31 protein-coding genes are annotated in these 17,330 nt (G+C 62.0%); 17 read left to right on the top strand and 14 right to left on the bottom strand.

The window, feature by feature from the left end; translation table 11 throughout:
• Positions 1-67 precede the first annotated feature (67 nt).
• The 10 genes from ACOZ4H_RS07255 (at position 68) to ACOZ4H_RS07210 (ending at position 5,823) form a co-directional block, all read left to right on the top strand.
• Positions 68-301, top strand: a complete 234-nt coding sequence (locus ACOZ4H_RS07255; protein WP_424328646.1) for a MarR family transcriptional regulator — start codon at positions 68-70, stop codon at positions 299-301.
• A gap of 127 nt (positions 302-428) precedes the next feature.
• Positions 429-728, top strand: a complete 300-nt coding sequence (locus ACOZ4H_RS07250; RefSeq protein WP_424328645.1) for a hypothetical protein — start codon at positions 429-431, stop codon at positions 726-728.
• Positions 725-958 carry a hypothetical protein gene (locus ACOZ4H_RS07245; protein WP_424328644.1) on the top strand — a complete coding sequence of 78 codons (234 nt, stop codon included), beginning with the start codon at positions 725-727 and terminating at the stop codon, positions 956-958. Before ACOZ4H_RS07250 ends, ACOZ4H_RS07245 begins: the two co-directional genes overlap by 4 nt.
• Complete coding sequence (locus tag ACOZ4H_RS07240; RefSeq protein WP_424328643.1) at positions 955-1,182, top strand: hypothetical protein; 228 nt, start codon at positions 955-957, stop codon at positions 1,180-1,182. The genes ACOZ4H_RS07245 and ACOZ4H_RS07240 overlap by 4 nt, the downstream gene beginning before the upstream one ends.
• Positions 1,179-1,409 carry a hypothetical protein gene (locus tag ACOZ4H_RS07235; protein ID WP_424328642.1) on the top strand — a complete coding sequence of 77 codons (231 nt, stop codon included), beginning with the start codon at positions 1,179-1,181 and terminating at the stop codon, positions 1,407-1,409. Before ACOZ4H_RS07240 ends, ACOZ4H_RS07235 begins: the two co-directional genes overlap by 4 nt.
• Positions 1,406-1,597, top strand: coding sequence for a hypothetical protein (locus ACOZ4H_RS07230; RefSeq protein ID WP_424328641.1), 192 nt, complete (start codon positions 1,406-1,408; stop codon positions 1,595-1,597). The genes ACOZ4H_RS07235 and ACOZ4H_RS07230 overlap by 4 nt, the downstream gene beginning before the upstream one ends.
• Before the next feature lie 158 nt (positions 1,598-1,755).
• Positions 1,756-2,142, top strand: coding sequence for a hypothetical protein (locus tag ACOZ4H_RS07225; RefSeq protein ID WP_424328640.1), 387 nt, complete (start codon positions 1,756-1,758; stop codon positions 2,140-2,142).
• Complete coding sequence (locus ACOZ4H_RS07220) at positions 2,139-2,555, top strand: hypothetical protein (RefSeq protein WP_424328639.1); 417 nt, start codon at positions 2,139-2,141, stop codon at positions 2,553-2,555. The genes ACOZ4H_RS07225 and ACOZ4H_RS07220 overlap by 4 nt, the downstream gene beginning before the upstream one ends.
• A gap of 2 nt (positions 2,556-2,557) precedes the next feature.
• The gene (locus ACOZ4H_RS07215; RefSeq protein ID WP_424328638.1) at positions 2,558-2,965 is read left to right on the top strand and encodes a hypothetical protein; all 408 of its coding nucleotides are present in this window, start codon (positions 2,558-2,560) and stop codon (positions 2,963-2,965) included.
• 2 nt (positions 2,966-2,967) lie between these two features.
• Positions 2,968-5,823: a phage tail protein gene (locus ACOZ4H_RS07210; protein ID WP_424328637.1), complete on the top strand. Its 2,856-nt coding sequence runs from the start codon at positions 2,968-2,970 to the stop codon at positions 5,821-5,823.
• Positions 5,824-6,442: 619 nt separating this feature from the next.
• Here the strand turns inward: ACOZ4H_RS07210 and ACOZ4H_RS07205 are convergent.
• The 9 genes from ACOZ4H_RS07205 to ACOZ4H_RS07165 form a co-directional block, all read right to left on the bottom strand.
• Positions 6,443-6,652, bottom strand: a complete 210-nt coding sequence (locus ACOZ4H_RS07205; protein WP_424328636.1) for an MJ0042-type zinc finger domain-containing protein — start codon at positions 6,650-6,652, stop codon at positions 6,443-6,445.
• A gap of 95 nt (positions 6,653-6,747) precedes the next feature.
• Positions 6,748-7,374, bottom strand: a complete 627-nt coding sequence (locus ACOZ4H_RS07200) for a zinc ribbon domain-containing protein (protein ID WP_424328635.1) — start codon at positions 7,372-7,374, stop codon at positions 6,748-6,750.
• Positions 7,371-7,685, bottom strand: coding sequence for a hypothetical protein (locus tag ACOZ4H_RS07195; protein WP_424328634.1), 315 nt, complete (start codon positions 7,683-7,685; stop codon positions 7,371-7,373). The genes ACOZ4H_RS07200 and ACOZ4H_RS07195 overlap by 4 nt, the downstream gene beginning before the upstream one ends.
• Complete coding sequence (locus ACOZ4H_RS07190) at positions 7,682-8,020, bottom strand: hypothetical protein (protein ID WP_424328633.1); 339 nt, start codon at positions 8,018-8,020, stop codon at positions 7,682-7,684. Before ACOZ4H_RS07190 ends, ACOZ4H_RS07195 begins: the two co-directional genes overlap by 4 nt.
• Positions 8,017-8,421, bottom strand: a complete 405-nt coding sequence (locus ACOZ4H_RS07185) for a hypothetical protein (protein WP_424328632.1) — start codon at positions 8,419-8,421, stop codon at positions 8,017-8,019. Before ACOZ4H_RS07185 ends, ACOZ4H_RS07190 begins: the two co-directional genes overlap by 4 nt.
• Positions 8,402-8,533 (bottom strand): hypothetical protein, encoded by a 132-nt coding sequence (locus tag ACOZ4H_RS07180; protein WP_424328631.1) that lies wholly within the window; start codon positions 8,531-8,533, stop codon positions 8,402-8,404. The genes ACOZ4H_RS07185 and ACOZ4H_RS07180 overlap by 20 nt, the downstream gene beginning before the upstream one ends.
• The gene (locus ACOZ4H_RS07175) at positions 8,526-8,804 is read right to left on the bottom strand and encodes a hypothetical protein (protein ID WP_424328630.1); all 279 of its coding nucleotides are present in this window, start codon (positions 8,802-8,804) and stop codon (positions 8,526-8,528) included. The genes ACOZ4H_RS07180 and ACOZ4H_RS07175 overlap by 8 nt, the downstream gene beginning before the upstream one ends.
• The gene (locus ACOZ4H_RS07170) at positions 8,801-9,058 is read right to left on the bottom strand and encodes a hypothetical protein (RefSeq protein ID WP_424328629.1); all 258 of its coding nucleotides are present in this window, start codon (positions 9,056-9,058) and stop codon (positions 8,801-8,803) included. The genes ACOZ4H_RS07175 and ACOZ4H_RS07170 overlap by 4 nt, the downstream gene beginning before the upstream one ends.
• Positions 9,058-9,585 carry a hypothetical protein gene (locus ACOZ4H_RS07165; protein ID WP_424328628.1) on the bottom strand — a complete coding sequence of 176 codons (528 nt, stop codon included), beginning with the start codon at positions 9,583-9,585 and terminating at the stop codon, positions 9,058-9,060. The genes ACOZ4H_RS07170 and ACOZ4H_RS07165 overlap by 1 nt, the downstream gene beginning before the upstream one ends.
• 190 nt (positions 9,586-9,775) lie before the next feature.
• On the opposite strand from ACOZ4H_RS07165, the gene ACOZ4H_RS07160 reads away from it, so the two are divergent.
• Both ACOZ4H_RS07160 and ACOZ4H_RS07155 read left to right on the top strand, forming a co-directional pair.
• Entirely contained in the window at positions 9,776-10,129 is a 354-nt protein-coding gene (locus tag ACOZ4H_RS07160; protein ID WP_424328627.1) for a hypothetical protein, read from the top strand.
• A 6-nt stretch (positions 10,130-10,135) separates the two neighbouring features.
• Positions 10,136-10,417 (top strand): zinc ribbon domain-containing protein, encoded by a 282-nt coding sequence (locus tag ACOZ4H_RS07155; protein WP_424328626.1) that lies wholly within the window; start codon positions 10,136-10,138, stop codon positions 10,415-10,417.
• 26 nt (positions 10,418-10,443) lie between these two features.
• Here ACOZ4H_RS07155 and ACOZ4H_RS07150 read toward each other — a convergent pair whose 3' ends face one another.
• Entirely contained in the window at positions 10,444-11,022 is a 579-nt protein-coding gene (locus tag ACOZ4H_RS07150) for a hypothetical protein (protein ID WP_424328625.1), read from the bottom strand.
• An 82-nt stretch (positions 11,023-11,104) separates the two neighbouring features.
• Positions 11,105-11,677, bottom strand: coding sequence for a hypothetical protein (locus tag ACOZ4H_RS07145; RefSeq protein ID WP_424328624.1), 573 nt, complete (start codon positions 11,675-11,677; stop codon positions 11,105-11,107).
• Between the two features lie 58 nt (positions 11,678-11,735).
• On the opposite strand from ACOZ4H_RS07145, the gene ACOZ4H_RS07140 reads away from it, so the two are divergent.
• The 4 genes from ACOZ4H_RS07140 (at position 11,736) to ACOZ4H_RS07125 (ending at position 13,971) form a co-directional block, all read left to right on the top strand.
• On the top strand, positions 11,736-11,879 hold the full coding sequence (locus tag ACOZ4H_RS07140; protein WP_424328623.1) for a DUF7557 family protein: 144 nt from the start codon (positions 11,736-11,738) through the stop codon (positions 11,877-11,879).
• 168 nt (positions 11,880-12,047) lie between these two features.
• Positions 12,048-12,245 (top strand): hypothetical protein, encoded by a 198-nt coding sequence (locus ACOZ4H_RS07135; RefSeq protein ID WP_424328622.1) that lies wholly within the window; start codon positions 12,048-12,050, stop codon positions 12,243-12,245.
• Complete coding sequence (locus ACOZ4H_RS07130) at positions 12,246-13,349, top strand: tyrosine-type recombinase/integrase (RefSeq protein ID WP_424328621.1); 1,104 nt, start codon at positions 12,246-12,248, stop codon at positions 13,347-13,349. It abuts the gene before it with no gap.
• 268 nt (positions 13,350-13,617) lie between these two features.
• The gene (locus tag ACOZ4H_RS07125; protein WP_424328620.1) at positions 13,618-13,971 is read left to right on the top strand and encodes a hypothetical protein; all 354 of its coding nucleotides are present in this window, start codon (positions 13,618-13,620) and stop codon (positions 13,969-13,971) included.
• A 13-nt stretch (positions 13,972-13,984) separates the two neighbouring features.
• Here the strand turns inward: ACOZ4H_RS07125 and ACOZ4H_RS07120 are convergent, their stop codons facing one another.
• Positions 13,985-14,476, bottom strand: coding sequence for an HTH domain-containing protein (locus ACOZ4H_RS07120; protein WP_424328619.1), 492 nt, complete (start codon positions 14,474-14,476; stop codon positions 13,985-13,987).
• 181 nt (positions 14,477-14,657) lie between these two features.
• Positions 14,658-14,978, bottom strand: a complete 321-nt coding sequence (locus ACOZ4H_RS07115; RefSeq protein ID WP_424328618.1) for a lycopene cyclase domain-containing protein — start codon at positions 14,976-14,978, stop codon at positions 14,658-14,660.
• 108 nt (positions 14,979-15,086) lie between these two features.
• Between ACOZ4H_RS07115 and ACOZ4H_RS07110 the strand changes: the two genes are divergently transcribed.
• On the top strand, positions 15,087-16,229 hold the full coding sequence (locus ACOZ4H_RS07110; RefSeq protein ID WP_424328617.1) for a CBS domain-containing protein: 1,143 nt from the start codon (positions 15,087-15,089) through the stop codon (positions 16,227-16,229).
• Between the two features lie 19 nt (positions 16,230-16,248).
• On the opposite strand, the gene ACOZ4H_RS07105 is transcribed toward ACOZ4H_RS07110, so the two are convergent.
• Positions 16,249-17,262 carry an NADP-dependent oxidoreductase gene (locus tag ACOZ4H_RS07105; RefSeq protein WP_424328616.1) on the bottom strand — a complete coding sequence of 338 codons (1,014 nt, stop codon included), beginning with the start codon at positions 17,260-17,262 and terminating at the stop codon, positions 16,249-16,251.
• Positions 17,263-17,330: the final 68 nt, after the last annotated feature.

Here is a 17,330-nt window from a genome sequence, read left to right as displayed (position 1 = left end):
AGACAACCTGACGAAAACGCTCACCGAACTATGCAGGTGTAGCCTGTATTTCCTGCCGGAGAGAACTATGAGCACACTCGTCCCGAAGCGGGTCAAGGAAACCCCTGCCAGCGCCCGGCTGGTCTACACCGCCCTCGACGTCAACGGCCCTCTGGAGAAGGAGGCCCTGATCGACGAGACGGGCATCGCCCGGCGCACCGTCAACAGCGCACTCGCCGAACTCCGCGACCTCGGACTCGTCGAAGCGCGGGAGCATCCGGCCGATCACCGGCGGCGACTGTACGCCGCCACGGGGCAATGACTACCCGTCACGACGCCCGTGGGAAGCCGAGCGCACGGCGTAGCCAAGAGCGCCCGGTCCACATGCAGAGCGGCCGCACGCCCCGGTTCCGGCCGAATATCCCGCGAAAAACCCGAGGTGACCGCCTGTGACCGAGGACGCGAGCGCCCACGCACGCGAAGAGGACGACTCCGGCAGCTACGATGACCTGCTCGCGACGCTCGACATGCTGGAACAGGAGGCCCTGCGGAAGGTTGAGAACGGCCGCGTGTACGACGCCGAGAATGAGCGGGTGCGCATCAAGTGGATCCGCATCACGAAGGACGTCATCGCGGAGAAGCGGAAGGTGATGGCCGACCGTGACCTCGAGGAGCTGACCGAGCGCATCGAGCAACTCGAAGAACGCGCCGACGGTGACGTCGTCGCCCCCGCCGGGGTGCGATCATGACCCGACGCTCAAAACGCGAACTGGAGCGAGCGGTTGATGACTTGGACGGCGAGGACGGCTCGTTCGGATTACAGGATCTGTTCTGGGCGAGTCTGAAGGACTACTACGACGGTCCGCTCACACCCGGCGAACAGCGACTTCTCGACAACCCGGAAAAACAGCTCTCGGCACCCGCGAAAGCCCACGCTGAGGCACTGGAGTTCGAACATATGGAGGGTGGTGACGCATGACCCGGCGTTCGAAGCGCGAACTGGAGCGCGCGCTCGAAGATCTCGGGGGTTCGTCGGCTGACGGTATCGACACCGTCACTATCCGCGAGTGGCGCTCCGATCCCGACACGGGCGAACCCGTTGAGTGCTACCGGGCGACTGAGTACCACATCGAAACCGGCGCGTCGCGAGACCTGGACGTCGACGACATCAACGCCCCGGCCGACCCGGAGGGGAGTCGATGACCCGGCGCTCGAAACGAGAGATCGACCGAGCGCTCGATGACCTGGGCCCGCCGCCCGGGGAGTCGACACTCCAGCAGTTGTGGATCGCGAGTCTGAAGCGAGGCGGCGGGGCCGAGCTGTCGGCGTACGAGCAGCGCCTCCTCGAGGAGCCAGAACAGCACCTCTCGGAGCAGGCGCAACGCCGTCTCGCACGACTCCGTTCGTCCAGGAACGGTGATTGCCGATGACGCGCCGCAGCCGTCGCGAGATCGAGCGCGCTATCGAGGATCTTACCGACACCCCGTCATGTGGTGGGGAGATCACCGATGCCGACCTCGGCGTCACTGCGGAGTTTGTCACCTACGAGGCTGACGTCGACGGTGTCGGGCCCGAGGCGCAGTTCCAGACAGTTGTGCCCGGTAAGGAGGATCAATGAGCCCCCGTTGCGATGACCCCAGGAGTCGCGCCCTGCGGCGAGCGAAAGCGGAGTCGTCAGGCCGGGTTGATCCCCTACCCTCGAAAATTTTCCATACTGCCCGCCGGCAAGCGGGCGTTCTCGTATCGCACACCAACCACACCCCGACGCACCAACAGATGAGTCAATCTGACACTAATCATCACCAACAGCGAATCGACTTTCTTGAGGGCCGCGTTTCCGACGAATACCTCAATAGCATCAAGACCGACACGGCCAATCCGAACGGCAGCGCGGAGGCTGACGCCCTGGCCACAAGCGATGCCGGGGCTGTGGAAGCGCTCCGAGCGTTCGACCGTTCCACGCTAGACGACGTCGAGGCGATGCAAGAGACGATCGAGCAGCTCAACACCAAGCTTGATCGGCTCGGTACTGCTCTCCCGAGCAACCGGCGAGAAGAGGTCAAAGCTCAAATAGAGGCACTATCGGACGCCATCGACGCCCACAGCAGCTACCGTAAGAATACCCCCGAAGCTCTCGCCGCTCGAATCGAGGTGAGCCGATGACGTTCGACCCCAAACATGAGCCCGCAAGTAGCCGGCGGCGCTCAAAGATCAAGAAGATGTACAAAAAGCTGGTCAACCGTGGCAATGAGGAGGCCGCTGAGGAACTACGGGACCAAGACTCGACGGCAGCACAGGTCCGTTACCTCAACGATGTCGACTCATTCGATCCAAAGTACGACGAAGACACCGACAACTCGGCAAAGGTCGCAATCAAGAACACCTACGATATCCTCCTCGAATTGGGTCATGACGAACTCGCTGAGGAACTGCGCAGCATCTCCTCTGTGAAGAGAGCGAGACGGTTCGTGATGTCCGAGATCGTCCCAGCCGTCGACGCCGAGATCGAGCCGATGACGGGACGGTTTGAGCCGGCCGAAGACGATAGCCCGTCTGAGGAAGAGGCCAGCGGGTAACGATGTCGCGCCCTGGATCCCGGGAATCGGCGGCCGTCCGGCGGGCGCTTGCCAGGCGCTGGAGCGGCGCACCCACAACGGTCGAGTCGGTGTACGGCGACAGCGACATCGTCACGGTGGTCTACGAGGTCTCCCGGCCGATGGTCGGCACTGTTCACGCGGAGTGTCTCGGCACCGCTGCGCATGCGCTGGCCGCCCTGGATTCGAAGGGCACTGCGCCTGAGGTCCTCCGCGGGGTCTGTCACCTCCCAGAGGCACCGCCCCCGCTCGTGTGGCTGCTCCGGCGTGAGTGGGCCAGTGCACAACAGGCTGGCGAGCTGGACGACGTCGAACTACTCGAGCGCGTCGCCGACACGTCACCGCTGTTCGCCGACGTCGTCGACAACGCACGGAAACACGGAGTCCCCTGACTATGGTATTCGATGAACTCGAAGTTGGCGCAGAGATCAGCAGCAAAGGTTTCACCTCCGGCATCGACCGAATGGAGGCGGCATCATCGGGTCTCAAGAACGCGATGGCGACGCTCTCGGCGTCGACTTCCAGCGCTGCGAGTGGGCTGAGCGATGTCGGCGACGAAGCGGTACAGTCCGCCGGTGAGGCAATGACAGCAGGGTCGAGTCTCGACAACCTCGGCGAAGAGTTGACCGATACGGCGACTGGAGCCGCACTCGCTGCGAACCGCCTCGACGCTGTCGGCGACGAGATGACCGAGGCGGGCGCGAAAGCAGCCACTGCCAGCGCCGGCGTGACCGGCCTTCGCGCGTCGATGTTCGGCCTATCTGGCAGCCTCACGACTGTCCTCCCGGCGGCAACGGGGCTCGCGGGGGCCTTCGCTGCTATCGGGACGGCCAGCGCGCCAGTCGTCACCGGTCTCGCTGGCGTCGCCGGCGGATTCGCCTCCGTCGCAGGCGTTCTCGGTGGCGGCCTGCTCGCCGGCGCGGTCACGCACATGGAGGAGTTGAAGACGGCTGTCAAGACGGCAAAAACGGAGGTGAAGACCGCGATCAAGCCGATCGGCGAATTGTTCGGCCCGGTGTTGCTCCAGGGCGTCGAGGCGCTGCCCACGCTCGCGAAGCGGATCGTCGCGACGACGGGCGACTTGCGCCCGTTCCGTGACGCCCTGCAGGAGATCGGGCAGACAGCGATGACTGCCATCCCCGAAGCAACGGCCGCGTTCGTCGATTTCGGCCGCCAGACGCTGCCAATCTTCACGGGTGTAACGAAGGCAATTCTTAACGGCCTGGCCCCGGCGATCCGGTTCCTGAGTGGGGAGCTGTCTGACCTGCGGTCCGGGTTTGCCGACGTCAGCGGCCCGCTGGAGCAGTTCTGGAAACGGACGGATGACCTGCGCGCGGCGGTTGCGCCGGTCGTTGACCAGATCCAGCGCTTCGGCAAGCTCGCTGTCATCGCGGGCGCAAAGGTTGGCGGGCGGTTGTTGCCGGTGTTCACGCCACTCGTCAAGGGACTGGGCAACGTGCTGACGGCGGTCAATGATACCATCGCCGCGCTGCTGGGTGTCGGCGATGCGACGGACAAAACCGCCACGAAAATCCGGGCGTTCGCCGGCACGCTCAAGACCGCGTTCCAGACGGCGGTCGAGAACGCAGCAGCCACGGCAAGGGGCTTCAAACAGCAGGCCGACAAGGCGTTCGGGAGCCTTCAACCGGTCGTCTCGGACGCCCTTGGGAAAGTACAAACCACGGTCGGGCGCATCACGGGGAAGATGGAGACGACTTGGGACAAGCACGGCGGCAAGGTGAAAGACGCCGTCCGCGACGCGTTCGACTTCGCCAAATCCCACCCGAAGAAGACGCTCACGACGCTGGCGACCGTCATCGTCCCCGGCCCGCTCGGAACGATCGTGCAGGCGTTCAAGGACAACTGGAATGAGGTTAAGCGAACGGTCCGGACAGCGCTGAACTCCATCGAAGACATCGCCCGAACGACGATGCAGTCGTTCAAAACGCAGATACTCACGCCGGCACGTAACACTGAGTCGGAGTTCCGAACCAACATCAATCAGATGCTGACGGAGGGCCGCCAGACGTTCAACACCATTCGCGATATCGTCGGCCGCGTCATGTCGACGTTTCTGACGAACGTTCGCGAAAACCTGCGGTCAGTCAAGCGAATCTGGAAAGCCAACCTCTCGGGCTCGGATGGCATCCTCGCCAACGCCCGGACGGCGTTCAACAGCCTCTGGAACAATATCATCAAACCGACGCTTGACCTCATTCAGTCCGGTTGGGATCTGTTCGGCGACGACCTGATCCGCATCTTCGACGGGGTTATCGGTACGATACAGGTTATCGCCCAGACGGGGATGGATGCGCTGTTGACGGGCATCAACGTCGTCCTCGATCTCATCAGCGGCGACTGGGAAGGGGCCTGGAACAATATCAAGGACTTCTTCCAGCGCACTTGGAACCGCATCGTCGACTGGGCCAAGGAGGATGGGAAGAAGCTCTTGTCTGGCGCGTTAGGTGTCATCATCGACGCGGCGAAAGGTGTCTTCAATTCGTTCTGGGACTGGCTGATTGGCAACTCCTTCTTCCCCGACCTCATCAACGCCGTTGCTGACTGGCTCGAATCGACGGGCGAATCGCTCGTCAGCGGCGCGTTCGACGCGATTGTCGGCGGCATCGAATCAGCACTGGGCAACATCGACCTGTCGAGTATCCAGGACGCCATCCAGAACATCATCGACAAGGCGTCGGAAGCGATTGATACCGTCAAATCCATCCCGAACAACGTCACCACGACCATCACGCGGACGATCAACGAGACGGTCAATGGGCCGGATGATGACGATGACGACGATGGCAGCAGCGGTGGTGGCAGTAACCCCGGTGCCGGTCGAACGGACAGCGGCGGCGGCACCAGCGGCACGTCTGGGTCGGGCGGCGGCGGATCGAACAACGCCTTCGCTGGCTACACCGACGACGCCGACACCGGCGGCGACAGTAGTGGCAGCGACCTCTATGGCGGCGACGACGCCCCCGGCCTTGCTCAGGGCGGGATCGTCACGGGCCCGACGAACGCGCTCATTGGCGAAGGCGGTGAGGACGAGTTCGTCGCGCCGCGCTCGACGATGCTCCGGGAACTCCGTGATGTCGCCGAGAAAGCGATGAGCGGCGGTGGCGGTGGTGACAGTATCGTCATCGAGGAGATCAACGTCGACGCGGACAGCGACATGTCCGAACAGGACCTCATCCGCGCCATCAAGCAGGATCTCACACGCGAACTCAAGCGACTCGAAACTCGCTGAGACACCGCCTCTATCCGTGGGGCCACGGCCGTCAGAAAGCTGTCGCTCACCGACGCCGCAGTGACGGTTAGGCTGATCCATCACCGGCGAACGACTGGAAATAGCGGAAACGGTGGTGTGTTCGCGAAGGACGGTCAGACGGTGGATAACGTGACGTAGTGGCGCTAATTTTTCAATCAGTCATTGACTAACAAAGATCCAGCATATAAAATCAGGGTTTGGACGAATGACAAGCCCTCAACTCCGATCGGTGAAGTCGTACGTGACCACCCCAATCCTGCTCGTTGGACTTATTGCTCTACTTGTGCTGGTCGGGTGGGCACTGAAGAGAAGGAAACCATCACCGTCCACGTCATCAGCACGACGGCCGAAGCCTCCCCGAAACCCCCCTCGCTCAAACTCGGTAAAAGCGGCTAGAAAATGAACACACCGTAGCCAACAGAAGTAGCGAGCAGTTGCCAGGAGGAGCGTCGCCGAACACTCCGAGAGCTTTGCGGGGGTGACGTGGCACTCGAAAACTGCGATGGGGGTTGGGGGGTGATGGCGGACACCACGGATGGGATTCAGGAGTGTCCGCGTTACCGACGAAACCGCACGAGGAAAAGGGTGTTTCGGTTCGTCAGCCGCCGTCTTTGTGGACGTGAATGTGGATATGGATTTCCTCGCCATCCGACGCCACGACGACACCATCGCCGCCGTCGCTCTCAACGCCAGCTCCGACATCGGCCTGGGTTCCACATTTCGGGCAACGGGTTGTATCCTGCCCGACGGCAACTGCGTCTCGGTCGGTATCGAACTCGCTCTCGCATCGGTCACAAGTGACACGCATGGTACAGGTTTTTCTATCGAAGTCGAGTATGGTAATTCTCCGCTCTGCAAGGCTTGCAGGCTGCAAGGCGGTGGATCTGGGAAATCCCCGTCTGGTCAGGATGGGCGCGCACGCCCGGCGATCGTCACCGCCGCGCTCCGATCGCGACAGACCGCCTCGACCGGGCAGTCGTCGGTCGTACACACGACGTCGCCGCCCTCGAGGCGCCCGAGTTCCAAACACTCGTGGCACTGCTGGGTCGTGTACTTCGGATTCACGTAGGTCACCGGCAGGCCGACCTCGAGCGCGACCTCGGCGATGGCCGTCTGGAGCGCCGGCAGCACCCACGCCCCCAGCTCGGTGGCCGTCCGCCAGTCCCAGAGGGGGCGGACGTCGTGTCCCAAGTCTTCGAGCACCAGCAGCGGCGTCGCGAACTCGTCGGCGTAGCGAACCAGCCGATGCGCGGCGTTGAACACCTGCGGCCGGAGCTGGTGGTACATCGCTGCGAAGAGCTGGGCCTCCCCTCTCGTCGTGTCGAACCACGCGCCCTGCAGCGCTCGGGTCGCCTCGACGAGGATATCGTAGCGCTCTCGCAACGGCTCGCCGTCGATCACGAACGCCTCGTCGGGGTCGGCGTCGGCCGGCGCCGCAGCGACGAGGCGCTTCTCACCGACGTCGACGCCGATCGGCGTGTAGCCAGTCGCCGAGACACGACTGCTGGACGGCCTGGGCGTGGAACTCATCGCGACCACGCCACCCAGTCCGCACGGTCGTCGGGGTCACACGCGGCCAGTTCCTTGAGCGTGTCCTCCAGCTCGCTCACCGTGCGGCAGGCATCGAGATTCAGCGTCTCGATGTAGGTGTCATCGGTGGTGTAGACGTCCCACACGCGCCCGGGACCGTCGACGAACTGACGCTGGAGCTGGAGGTCGTAGTACGTCAAGACGGTATCCGGCGTGTGGGCATTCACGAACATCTCCCGCAGCACATCCGCGGGCTCGAAGGCCTGGCCGTCACGCGGCGCAATCGTGTCGAACTCGTCGGGCAGCGTCATCGGGTCACCCCCTCCGCCGTGTCCGGAGCTATTGCGGGCACGTCCTCGTCGAGCGCGTCGGCAGTCGGGCGCCAGATCCAGCCCCGCGGCGTCTCGGCATTCGTGACAACGCCGGCGTCCTTGAGGTCGTTCAGGAGCTTGCGTCGCCAGCGCCGGGAATCACACTTCGAGGCCGTCGTCCCACGGTAGACGACGGGCGCGACGGCGTCGTACAGCAGTTGCAGGTCGGCGGTGCGGGCGCCTGGCGCGCCGATGACCAGCCGATAGAACACCCGGTGGTGGAACGACCACTCCTCGGCGTCGACCGTCGGCCCGGGCCTGTCAGGGAGGCTCACGCCGATCCCTCCAGTTCTGCCAGTCGCTCGTTTTCAGCCTCGATCAGGTCGCGGAAGGTCTGCTTTGACTCGGGGTCGGCATCGACGCTCCGGTACGCGATATCCGACGCGATCCAGGCCGCACAGTCGCCACACAACTGCCCGGTCTTCAGCGCTGGCAGGCCCGCCACTCCGAGCGGATACTCCAGTTCGAACGCAAACCCGGGGTCGACGGCGTCGCCGCACTGGTCGCAGACGCCGTCGGGCAGCGCGTGGTCCTGGACGAACTCGCAAACCGCACAAATAGACGCTTCGAGCGGCGCGATGGGCGCGACCGTCGTCTGGGTGACCATGCTCGCCGGTTTGTCGGCGCCACAGACGTCGCAGTGCTGGGTACCCTCGTCACCGTCGGCGGGCGCCACAGACGTCGCAGTGCTGGGTACCCTCGTCACCGTCGGCGGGCGCTGCGACGGCGCCGGGCAGCGGCGTGGCGGCGAGCGCGACACCTTCGAGGAACGCGCGGCGGTCAGGCATCCGCACCCTCCCACGGCATGCGTCCGTCCGCCCGCGTCACCTCATCGAGGGCGTCGACGAGCGGCACCCCGTCGACAGTGACACGGTTCGCGGCTGACGTATGGTTGTAGAGGAACGTCTCGAAGCCGTCGGTATAGCCGCGTTCACAGACAGCTTGGTAGGCGGCGTACGCGTCTCTCGCGGTCGCCTCGCTGACGTCGATGGTGACGACGGACTCGCCGAAGTCCTCGTATGGCGGACGCATCGGCGCCGGGGGCCAATCGCCAGTCATGCGTCACCCCGCTGAATCTGGGCGAGTGCCTCGGCGAGCGCGTCCAGGGCTTCGCCGTCGAGGTCGATGGTCACTCGGACATCGTCAGCAGCAGCGCGCAGCGTCAAGTGCGGCTCGTGAACGCTGAGTGGCTGGGTGTCTGGAACATCGAGACGCAGCGCAGTCGTCACTTGCGCCGACATTTCGACTCGACCGTCCGTGATGCTGGCCGTCGCGTCGATGTCGTCGACGGTGTCGACTTCGCTCCCGTGCATCAGTCTTCGTCCTCCGTCTCGGACGGCGTCTCGAACCCTTCGCGGTAGCACGGGAAGCATGGCAGGCCGCCCCGGGCGAGCGCGGGGGAGCACTGGCAGTCGTCAGGGCGGTCGTCACTGTCCGCGTCGAGAATCTCGCCGTCATCGTCGGCCACGATGATCCCACCGTCAGCGGCAGCGAAGCGCAGCTCGGCGTCACAGTGCTGCCCAAGATCGGGGTCGACGTCACAGGCAGCTGCGGCGTCGGCGGGGATCGCGTCGACACCCATCGCAAAGCGTGCGCGACGGATGTGCTTGCACTCGACGTCACGAAACTCCGCATCCCGGCACTCACACCGGCCTTCTTGAACGTCCACGACGTACTCGTTACCGGATTCGCTCGTCACCAGGGCGAGGCCCTCCGCACCGCGGGCCTGGCCGACGTCTGGCGTGACGGTGAGGTACTGCTCGAGGGCGCGGCGCGTTCGGTCGGCTATGCTGTCGGTCGATGGGGCAGTCTGAAGTGCCCCGGAATCGTAGGCTGACATGCTTGCTGTAGTCGGCAAGCACGGTCGAGGGCGTACCAGCGCCCGTCGGCCAGTTCTACGTGGCCGAACTCCCGTGCTTACCTACATGTACGTTCGTCACCAACATAAAACTATGGTTGCCATAGATTTATGTCAATGGCGGCCATAGAACTACGTGGAATTTATGACCATACCGGACACCGAAACCGCTATGGGCCGGACTACGATCCAGGTCAGCGACGAGTTAGCCGACGAGTTGCACGACCGGAAGAGCCGTGGCGACAGCTACGAGGATGTGATTTGGCGCCTCACCGACAGAAGCGAAGTCTGGAATGCTGCCCTATCTATGATCGGTGACAGCTTCACAGCTGCCGATGTCGTGGAGCAAGCCGAGTTAGAGATGGCAAACGTTGATGATGTCGAAGTTATTCTGAAAGAAATCGCTCAGAAGGGATGGATTCGTCGGAACAGAAATGAAGACGGTATCTATGAATGGTCCTTCGAAGATCAGAAATTGGACGACATCCGCGACGTCGTCTGTGAACGGAGCGGGAGTGATAGGTAACCAAGCATGAGCAACCCCCCAAAGGATACCGACTATCCCAACCGGAAAGACCCTGAGCAGATAATCGAGGAGAACCGCGACCTCCTCGAGAAAATCGCGGCCGCTGACTTACCGATATCGCAGCGGTGTCGTGATGCCCTGGAGAAATACGGAAGCGATGATGTTGAGTTGGACGTACAGCCACCAGCTGCGGGCGATGAAATTCAATACTGCCCACAGTGCGGCGACGGCGTCGACGTCGGGGATCAGTTCTGCCGGCACTGCGGACACGAGCTGCTGGGGGACTGACTCATGCCAGAAAGGGTCAGTACGAATCAATCCTCATCTGAACCCTGGTCCACTTCCCAGAATTCGCGTTCCAATTCTTCTACGGCTGTGTCATTGATTCGCAGCTCAACATTTACTTCAGAAATATCGCCATATCCGACATTTTCTTGCTCGGCGATTTCAGTCCGAAGAGCCAACTCAAACAGATGTTCAATGGCTTCTAAACGCATTGATGTACATAGGAGCCGAAATAGAGCGGCCAGGCCCCTCGTGTCAAGAAGATCGTCGGTCCCCCCAGGTTCAGAGGGAGTGTCTCGTACAAGATCACCGAGAAGGGCTTCTCGGTTGTCGAGATTGTCCCAATTGGCGAGCAACAAGAAGTCACGCAACGCGTGTCTGACCTCTTCTTGGACGCGCACATGGGTGTATTCGTGATGGGTAGCGCTACTGTCGTTGATCGAGTCAATGATCCGGCTCCGTTCGGTTTCAGCAAGAAAGCCAGTTGTCTCACGGCGGATTTCTTCCCGATCGACTTCGACATCGATCGGTTCAGCGCACGAGCTACAGTAGCGCTGCTTACCGAGTGCCTGAAGTTCGGAATGGCAGGCTGGGCAAGTTTGTCCCATACAGTGACAAGAATCGGGAGCTACGAAAAGCTACACCGCCAGGGCGGTGAGCGGGCATGGTGAAAGCAGTGGCCAGCGTGGATCAGTCTTCGTCTTCAGTTGACTCTACACGTTCCTGTTGTATCCGAACGAACTCAGCGAAATCTTCGTCGGAAATGACGCTGGATGAGAGCATATCGATCATTTGGTCTCGGGAGTATTTTGACGCTAATTCCTCGGGGGTGAGGTCGTCGATTTCCCCACCGATGTCAACATCGATTTTGACCTCCACCCGTTTTGGATCGACCCCTTCGCGGTTCAGGGCCTTGACGATGCCCGCTTCGATTTGGTTAGCGAACCCCTCGGTGGGCTCATCCCCGTCGCTATTCAATCGAAGACCCCGGTACACCAATGCAATAAGGCCGACGATGCCTTCTGCAATCTCTGGCCTTCCGAAAATATGGGACGGATCAACGCTGAATATCTCACGAACATCTTTGTCACGAAGCTGGTCTGATGCAAAAACCAACGGCGCATCAAGAATCCCCTCGCGGACACGGTCGCGGATCCGGACCTGGAGCTTCCGCTTGTACGAGTCAGATACTTGCTCACCGTTCAGAAATTCGCGTTGTTGTGGAGTCAATAGCGACGACGATTCTTTCCCTTCGTCTGCCATGAGACAGTATCTGTCCCGCCAGACTAAATATGTATCGGCGCATAGGGTGATACACACCATGGCACAAAGCGAGGCAACCACAATCCGAGTCAGTCGGGATTTTAAACAGAACCGGCTGGATTCGCTCAAGCCGTTTGAGTCGCTGACCTACGAAGAGTTCCTCGCCGAGATGGCCGATGTCTACGAAGAAAACCAGCAATGACTCTCACGAATCAGGAACAGAGCGACGACGCTGACACCCGCCCAAAGGTCAGTCAGCGACGTCGAACCCGAGCACCGACGACGACAGCGACGCGTGCTCGTCCGGAAATTCGGTCTCCGGCGGCAAAGTCTTTTCGTCGTCATGTTCGGGGCAACTGCGACCCCCAACATGAGTTCGGAGCATACTGACCAATCGAACCGCATCGACCGCGACCTACTCGAAGCCAGTCCCAGCACTGGGTGGGCTGAAACGTACGAAATTCTCAACGCACCGCCACAGATGGATCCCGATCGCCTCGCGGCGATGAACCGCGAGGATCGCACGGAGCGCTACCGCCGCAAACACCGCCATGGAGTGAGTTCATAGATGAGCCAACCCGACCAGTACGAAGTCCAGATCGCCGGAACAGCTGACGGCGGCGACCGCGTCCCCGACCTGTCGCCCCGTGAGGCCAGCGAGCGCTGGCTGAACAAACTCCGCGTCTCGAAGGCAGAGTCGACGGTGTCGTCGTACCACTACCGACAGAAGCACTTTGTCGAGTGGTGCGAGGCCCAGGGCATCGAGACGATCGACGAACTCACCGGCTGGGACATCGAGAGCTTCGAGACCCACCGCCGGGAGCAGGGGCTCTCGCCGCTGTCGCTGAACAAGGAACTCGGGACGCTCCAGAACTTCCTCGAGTACTGTGCACGCGTCGAGCTCGTCGACGAGAACCTGCCCGAGAAGGTCGACCCGCCGGACGTCCCCCGGGACGACCACGTCGACGAGACGCGGCTGCACGCCGATGACGCCGAGGCGCTGTTGGAGTACTATCGCAACAACGCCGACGACCGCGTCCGGTACTCACGCGACCACGCACTCCTCGCGCTTGCCTGGTACACCGGCGCGCGTCTCGGCGGCCTGCGGAGTCTCGACGTTGAGGACTACAACCGGGATGAGGAGTACGTCCAGTTCACGCACAACCCCGACCAGGACACGCCGCTGAAGAACGGTCGCGATGGCGAGCGGATCGTCGGCCTGCCGGGTCACGTCTGTGAGATTCTCAATGGCTACATCGCGAACGAGCGCCACGAGGTGTACGACGACTACGGCCGCGAACCGCTGCTCGCCAGTCAGCTCGGTCGCGTCTCGAAGAACGGACTCAGAGCGTGGATGTACCTCGCGACGGTGCCCTGCCTCCACACCGACTGCCCGCACGGCAACGAGCGCCCAACGTGTGACTTCGTCGACTACAGCGAGGCCAGCAAGTGCCCGTCGTCACGGAGCCCACACCAGGTACGGACGGGATCCATTACCTGGCAGCTAAACCGTGGCGTCCCGCCACAGGTGGTGGCCGACCGCGTGAACACGAGCGTCCGCGTCATCAAGCGCCACTACGACCAACCGACGAAGCTCGAAGAGATGCGAGAACGCCGCCAGGACCACCTCGAAAGTCTTGATTTCGACGATGAGGGGGGTGACGGCGAATGAAAGAAGCGCTTTCCGCCCGAACCCACTACTTCTGTTGCGACCAGTTCGGGAGCGACTGAACCGTCCGAGAGGGTGACTTGGGCCCAGGAAGACGCGCACAACGAAGGAGCACGCCTTCCTTCAGGTCACAACCCGGTTGGACCCGCTGCTACTTCCGTCAAGACAGTGTTTCCGACGCCGGTGTACATCTCGACACGGTCGAAGAAAAGTCAGCAAGCCAACAGACAGTCCAGTACTTTCTTGCCCCAACCGCGTTAGAGTCATCTATATGAGAGATCAGGTCCAGTCGGCTGACGCGTTCGAACAATTCGTGCTGCTGGCAGTCGCGGAACTCGAAACAGCCGGCGAAACACCGGCACACTCCTATCACGTGACGCAGACGGCGAAGGCGCATCTCGCAGATATCGACCGACAGCCGTTCGGCGGCGTCGAGCGCCAGAAGGTCATTTCGGCGCTGGGCCAGCTCGCCGACAAGGGGCTGCTGCTCAACGAGAAGACGGACTCACCGACGGGGAAAGGGCGGCCTGGGTACGAACTGGCTGGGGATCCCGAAGAAGTGCTCGAAGTGCTGTCAGAGACCGACGAGTTCGAACCGTACGTCGAAGCGGTCTGGTCCTCGTAACCGGTTCCCCTCGTTAGACGACGCTCACGCCGCCGCGCTCCTGATCGAGCGCGGGTGGTTGGCCCGCTTCGAGACGCTCGATCCGGTCCATGATCGTGTGGACGACCTCGTCCTTCGTACAGGGCGCGACGTGGACGAGTTCACTGCCGTCGTACTCAGCCAGCCCCATGACGGGCAGTGCCATGGCGTCGTACGCCGACTCCGCCACTTCTGAATCAACGGTCGTGTCCTGGTAGAACGATTCCAGCGAGACGTTGTTGGTCAGCGCCCACTGCTTGAACTCGGCGACGCGGTTCAGGATGTACTTCCCTTCCTCCGTCCGTGCGGCGGCCGACTGCGGTGCGATCTGCTTGCCCCAGACGATGACGTTGAACCCGTCGATCCGGTCGTTCTCGTCGAGTGTTTGGAGACGGTCAATGACCTCTTCCTGGCGTTCGTGTGCACCGGTGGGAAGCATCGACCGGACGTACAGCTCGATGTGAGGTGTCGGGACAGTATCACTCATAGCTATCGGACAGCACTCCCGGCTGACACATATAGATACTGTGAGAAATGTCTGCATAGTACAGATGCGGGCATCAAGGCTGAAAGCGCGTGAAATCAGCAGTTCTTGTGGGCGAGAGTACTTCCAGTTGTAAGACTGAAACAGAAGCAGTTAACAACTGAAACCAGTATACGGTTACTGACTATTCGGCGTTTGACTCGGACGAAAGACCGTGGAGGTTCTCGTGGATGCCGAGAATGAGCGCGGGAACGACAATCATGAAAATATGCTCCTCGATGGGAATCCCGAGCAAGTCGACACCGGTTCGGAGTTTGATCGCGAAGACACCGACGGTGAGCGTGTACCAGTCCCAGACGTAGGCAATCGGATAGAGCACCACAATCGTCTTGGCTGCCATCCGGAGGGCATTCGCACGCCAGAGTAACACGAGGGCAACAGTCCCCCAGACCACCTCTGTGACCAGATAGGTGTAGGGGCCAAAGACACCAATGTCGGGCAGCATACACCGACCTTAGACCCAAGGGCCTAAAGCTTAGTTCGTCTCCCGGTTCCCGGGGACTAAACCAACCTTGATAACCCCACACGTCGAATCTACGAACTGTGAAGAACGATGGATATTGCTGATATCGCCACCAGAGAGTTTGTCGAGGTTGACGCCAACAAGCGCCTGGGGAAAGTCCGGTCTATCTTCGAACGCGAGAACCCTAAGGGTATCATCGTCACGGAAGACGGTGACTACGCTGGCGTTATCACGCAGAAACAGCTGGTCCAGTCCCATGTCGAGGACAACGCGAAAGCGGGGGCGATGACGCGCTCGGCGCCGAAAGTCGAGCGCACCGACGACGTGCGCGAAGTCGCGCGCGTCTTGGTCGAGGGTGGAGTCAAGCTCGCGCCGGTGTTCGAGGCGGGCGAGCTCTGGGGTATCGTCACCGAGGACGATATCCTCGACGCGGTTCTCGACAACCTCGACGCGCTGAGCGTCGAGGACATCTACACGCGGGATGTCATCACGGTGTCCGAGGATACCAACGTCGGGCAAGTCGTCAATCTCCTCCGGAAGCACGGTATCTCCCGGCTTCCGGTGCTCGGCGACGACGATGGCCTGACCGGGATGGTCACGCGCCACGACATCGTCGATGTCGTCGTCCGGGACATGAACAAGACGACGCGGGGCGACCGCTCCGGCGAGATCGAGCGCGTGCTCGACATGCCCGTCTACGACGTGATGAGCAGCCCGGTGGAGACGGCGAAACTCGGCGATTCTGTCGAGGACGCCGTCGCGCGGATGCTCGAAAACGACTTCGCCGGGCTCGTCGTCACGCCGGAAGACGAGAACACCCACGTCGCCGGTATCCTCACGAAAACCGACGTGCTCCGCGCACTGACCTACACCGAGGAGGAACACATGGACGTCCAGATCACGAACATCAAACTGCTGGACACCATCTCCCGCGCGGACATCCGCTCTGACATCGAGCAAGTCGCGGACAAGTACGGGGCGATGCAGGTCCAGCACGCCCACGTCCGGTTCCACGAGCACAAGGAGAAGCTCCGTGGCACGCCGCTCATCCAGTGCCAGATCCGCCTGCGAACTAACAAGGGCCAGGCGGCCGGCTCCGGCGAGGGCTACGGCGCTGAAACCGCCTTCAACGTCGCGCTCGATAAGCTAGAGCGCAACGTTCTCGAACTGAAAGGCGTCCAGGCCGACGAGGAGTACCGCGGCCAGCTCCTCCGTAAACTCGGCGAACTATAACCGGATAATCGGTTTTTATCTACCGCTCGGCGACCTGCACGAGCTGCTTGCCGATGTTCTCGCCCTCGAACAGCCCGAGGAACGCGTCGGGCGCGTTCTCGATGCCGTCGGTGACGGTTTCTCGGTAAGAGATTTCGCCCGAGGCGACCCACTGGCCGAGCTGCTTCGTCGCTTCCTCGAACCGCGGCTCGAAGTCGGAGACGAGGAGTCCCTGGACGGTCGCCCGGGACTGGATGACCTGAGTCAGCTTGCGCGGCCCCATCGGAACGTCCTCGCTGTTGTACAGTGATATCTGTCCGCAGACAGCGACGCGTGCGTCAGTGTTGAGCCGCGTGAACACCGCGTCGGTGATCGGTCCGCCGACGTTGTCGAAGTAGGCGTCGACGCCGTCCGGCGCGGCCTCGTCCAGCGCGGCCTGGTAGTCGTCGGTCGTCTTGTAGTTGATCCCCACGTCGAAACCGAGGTCGTCTTCGAGGAAGGAGACCTTCTCGTCGGAGCCGGCGAAGCCGACGACGCGCGCGCCCTGGAGCTTGGCGAGCTGACCCGCCACGGAGCCGACGGCCCCCGCAGCGCCGGTGACGACGAACGTGTCGCCGGCCGCAGGCTGTGCCACTTCCCGGGTGCCGAAGTACGCTGTCAGGCCCGGCATCCCCAGAACGCCCAGAGCCGTCGAAATCGGTGCGAGTTCGGGATTGACCTGTGTGAGGGTCGGTCCCGGTGCTGTGGCGTACTCCGCCCACTCTAGCTCGCCGGTGACGATGTCGCCCTCGTCGAAACGCGCGCCGCTGGACTCAACGACTTCACCGACGACTGCACCCCGGAGCGCGTCGCCCACGTCCCACGGGTCCGCGTACGATTCGCCCGCCCGCATCCGGTCCCGCATGTACGGGTCGACAGAGAGGTACAGTGTCTTGATGAGCACCTCGCCAGGCCCCGGTTCGGGGACCGCTTCCTCGGAAAGCTCGAACGTATCGTGGTCAGGGGTCCCTTCGGGGCGCTTCGCTAGCCTGTAAACGCGGTTAGTGGTCGACATCACTCTCCGTACACTGGGAATCCGAAAGGGGGCTTCGAAAGGAGAAACAAACACCGGTTTTATAATTT

The sequence above is a fragment of the Haloarcula amylolytica genome, from assembly GCF_049705545.1.
Classification (GTDB): Archaea; Halobacteriota; Halobacteria; order Halobacteriales; family Haloarculaceae; genus Haloarcula; species Haloarcula amylolytica_B.
Note: the sequence above shows the minus strand (reverse complement) of the source record. Positions and strands in the feature narration are given on the sequence as shown.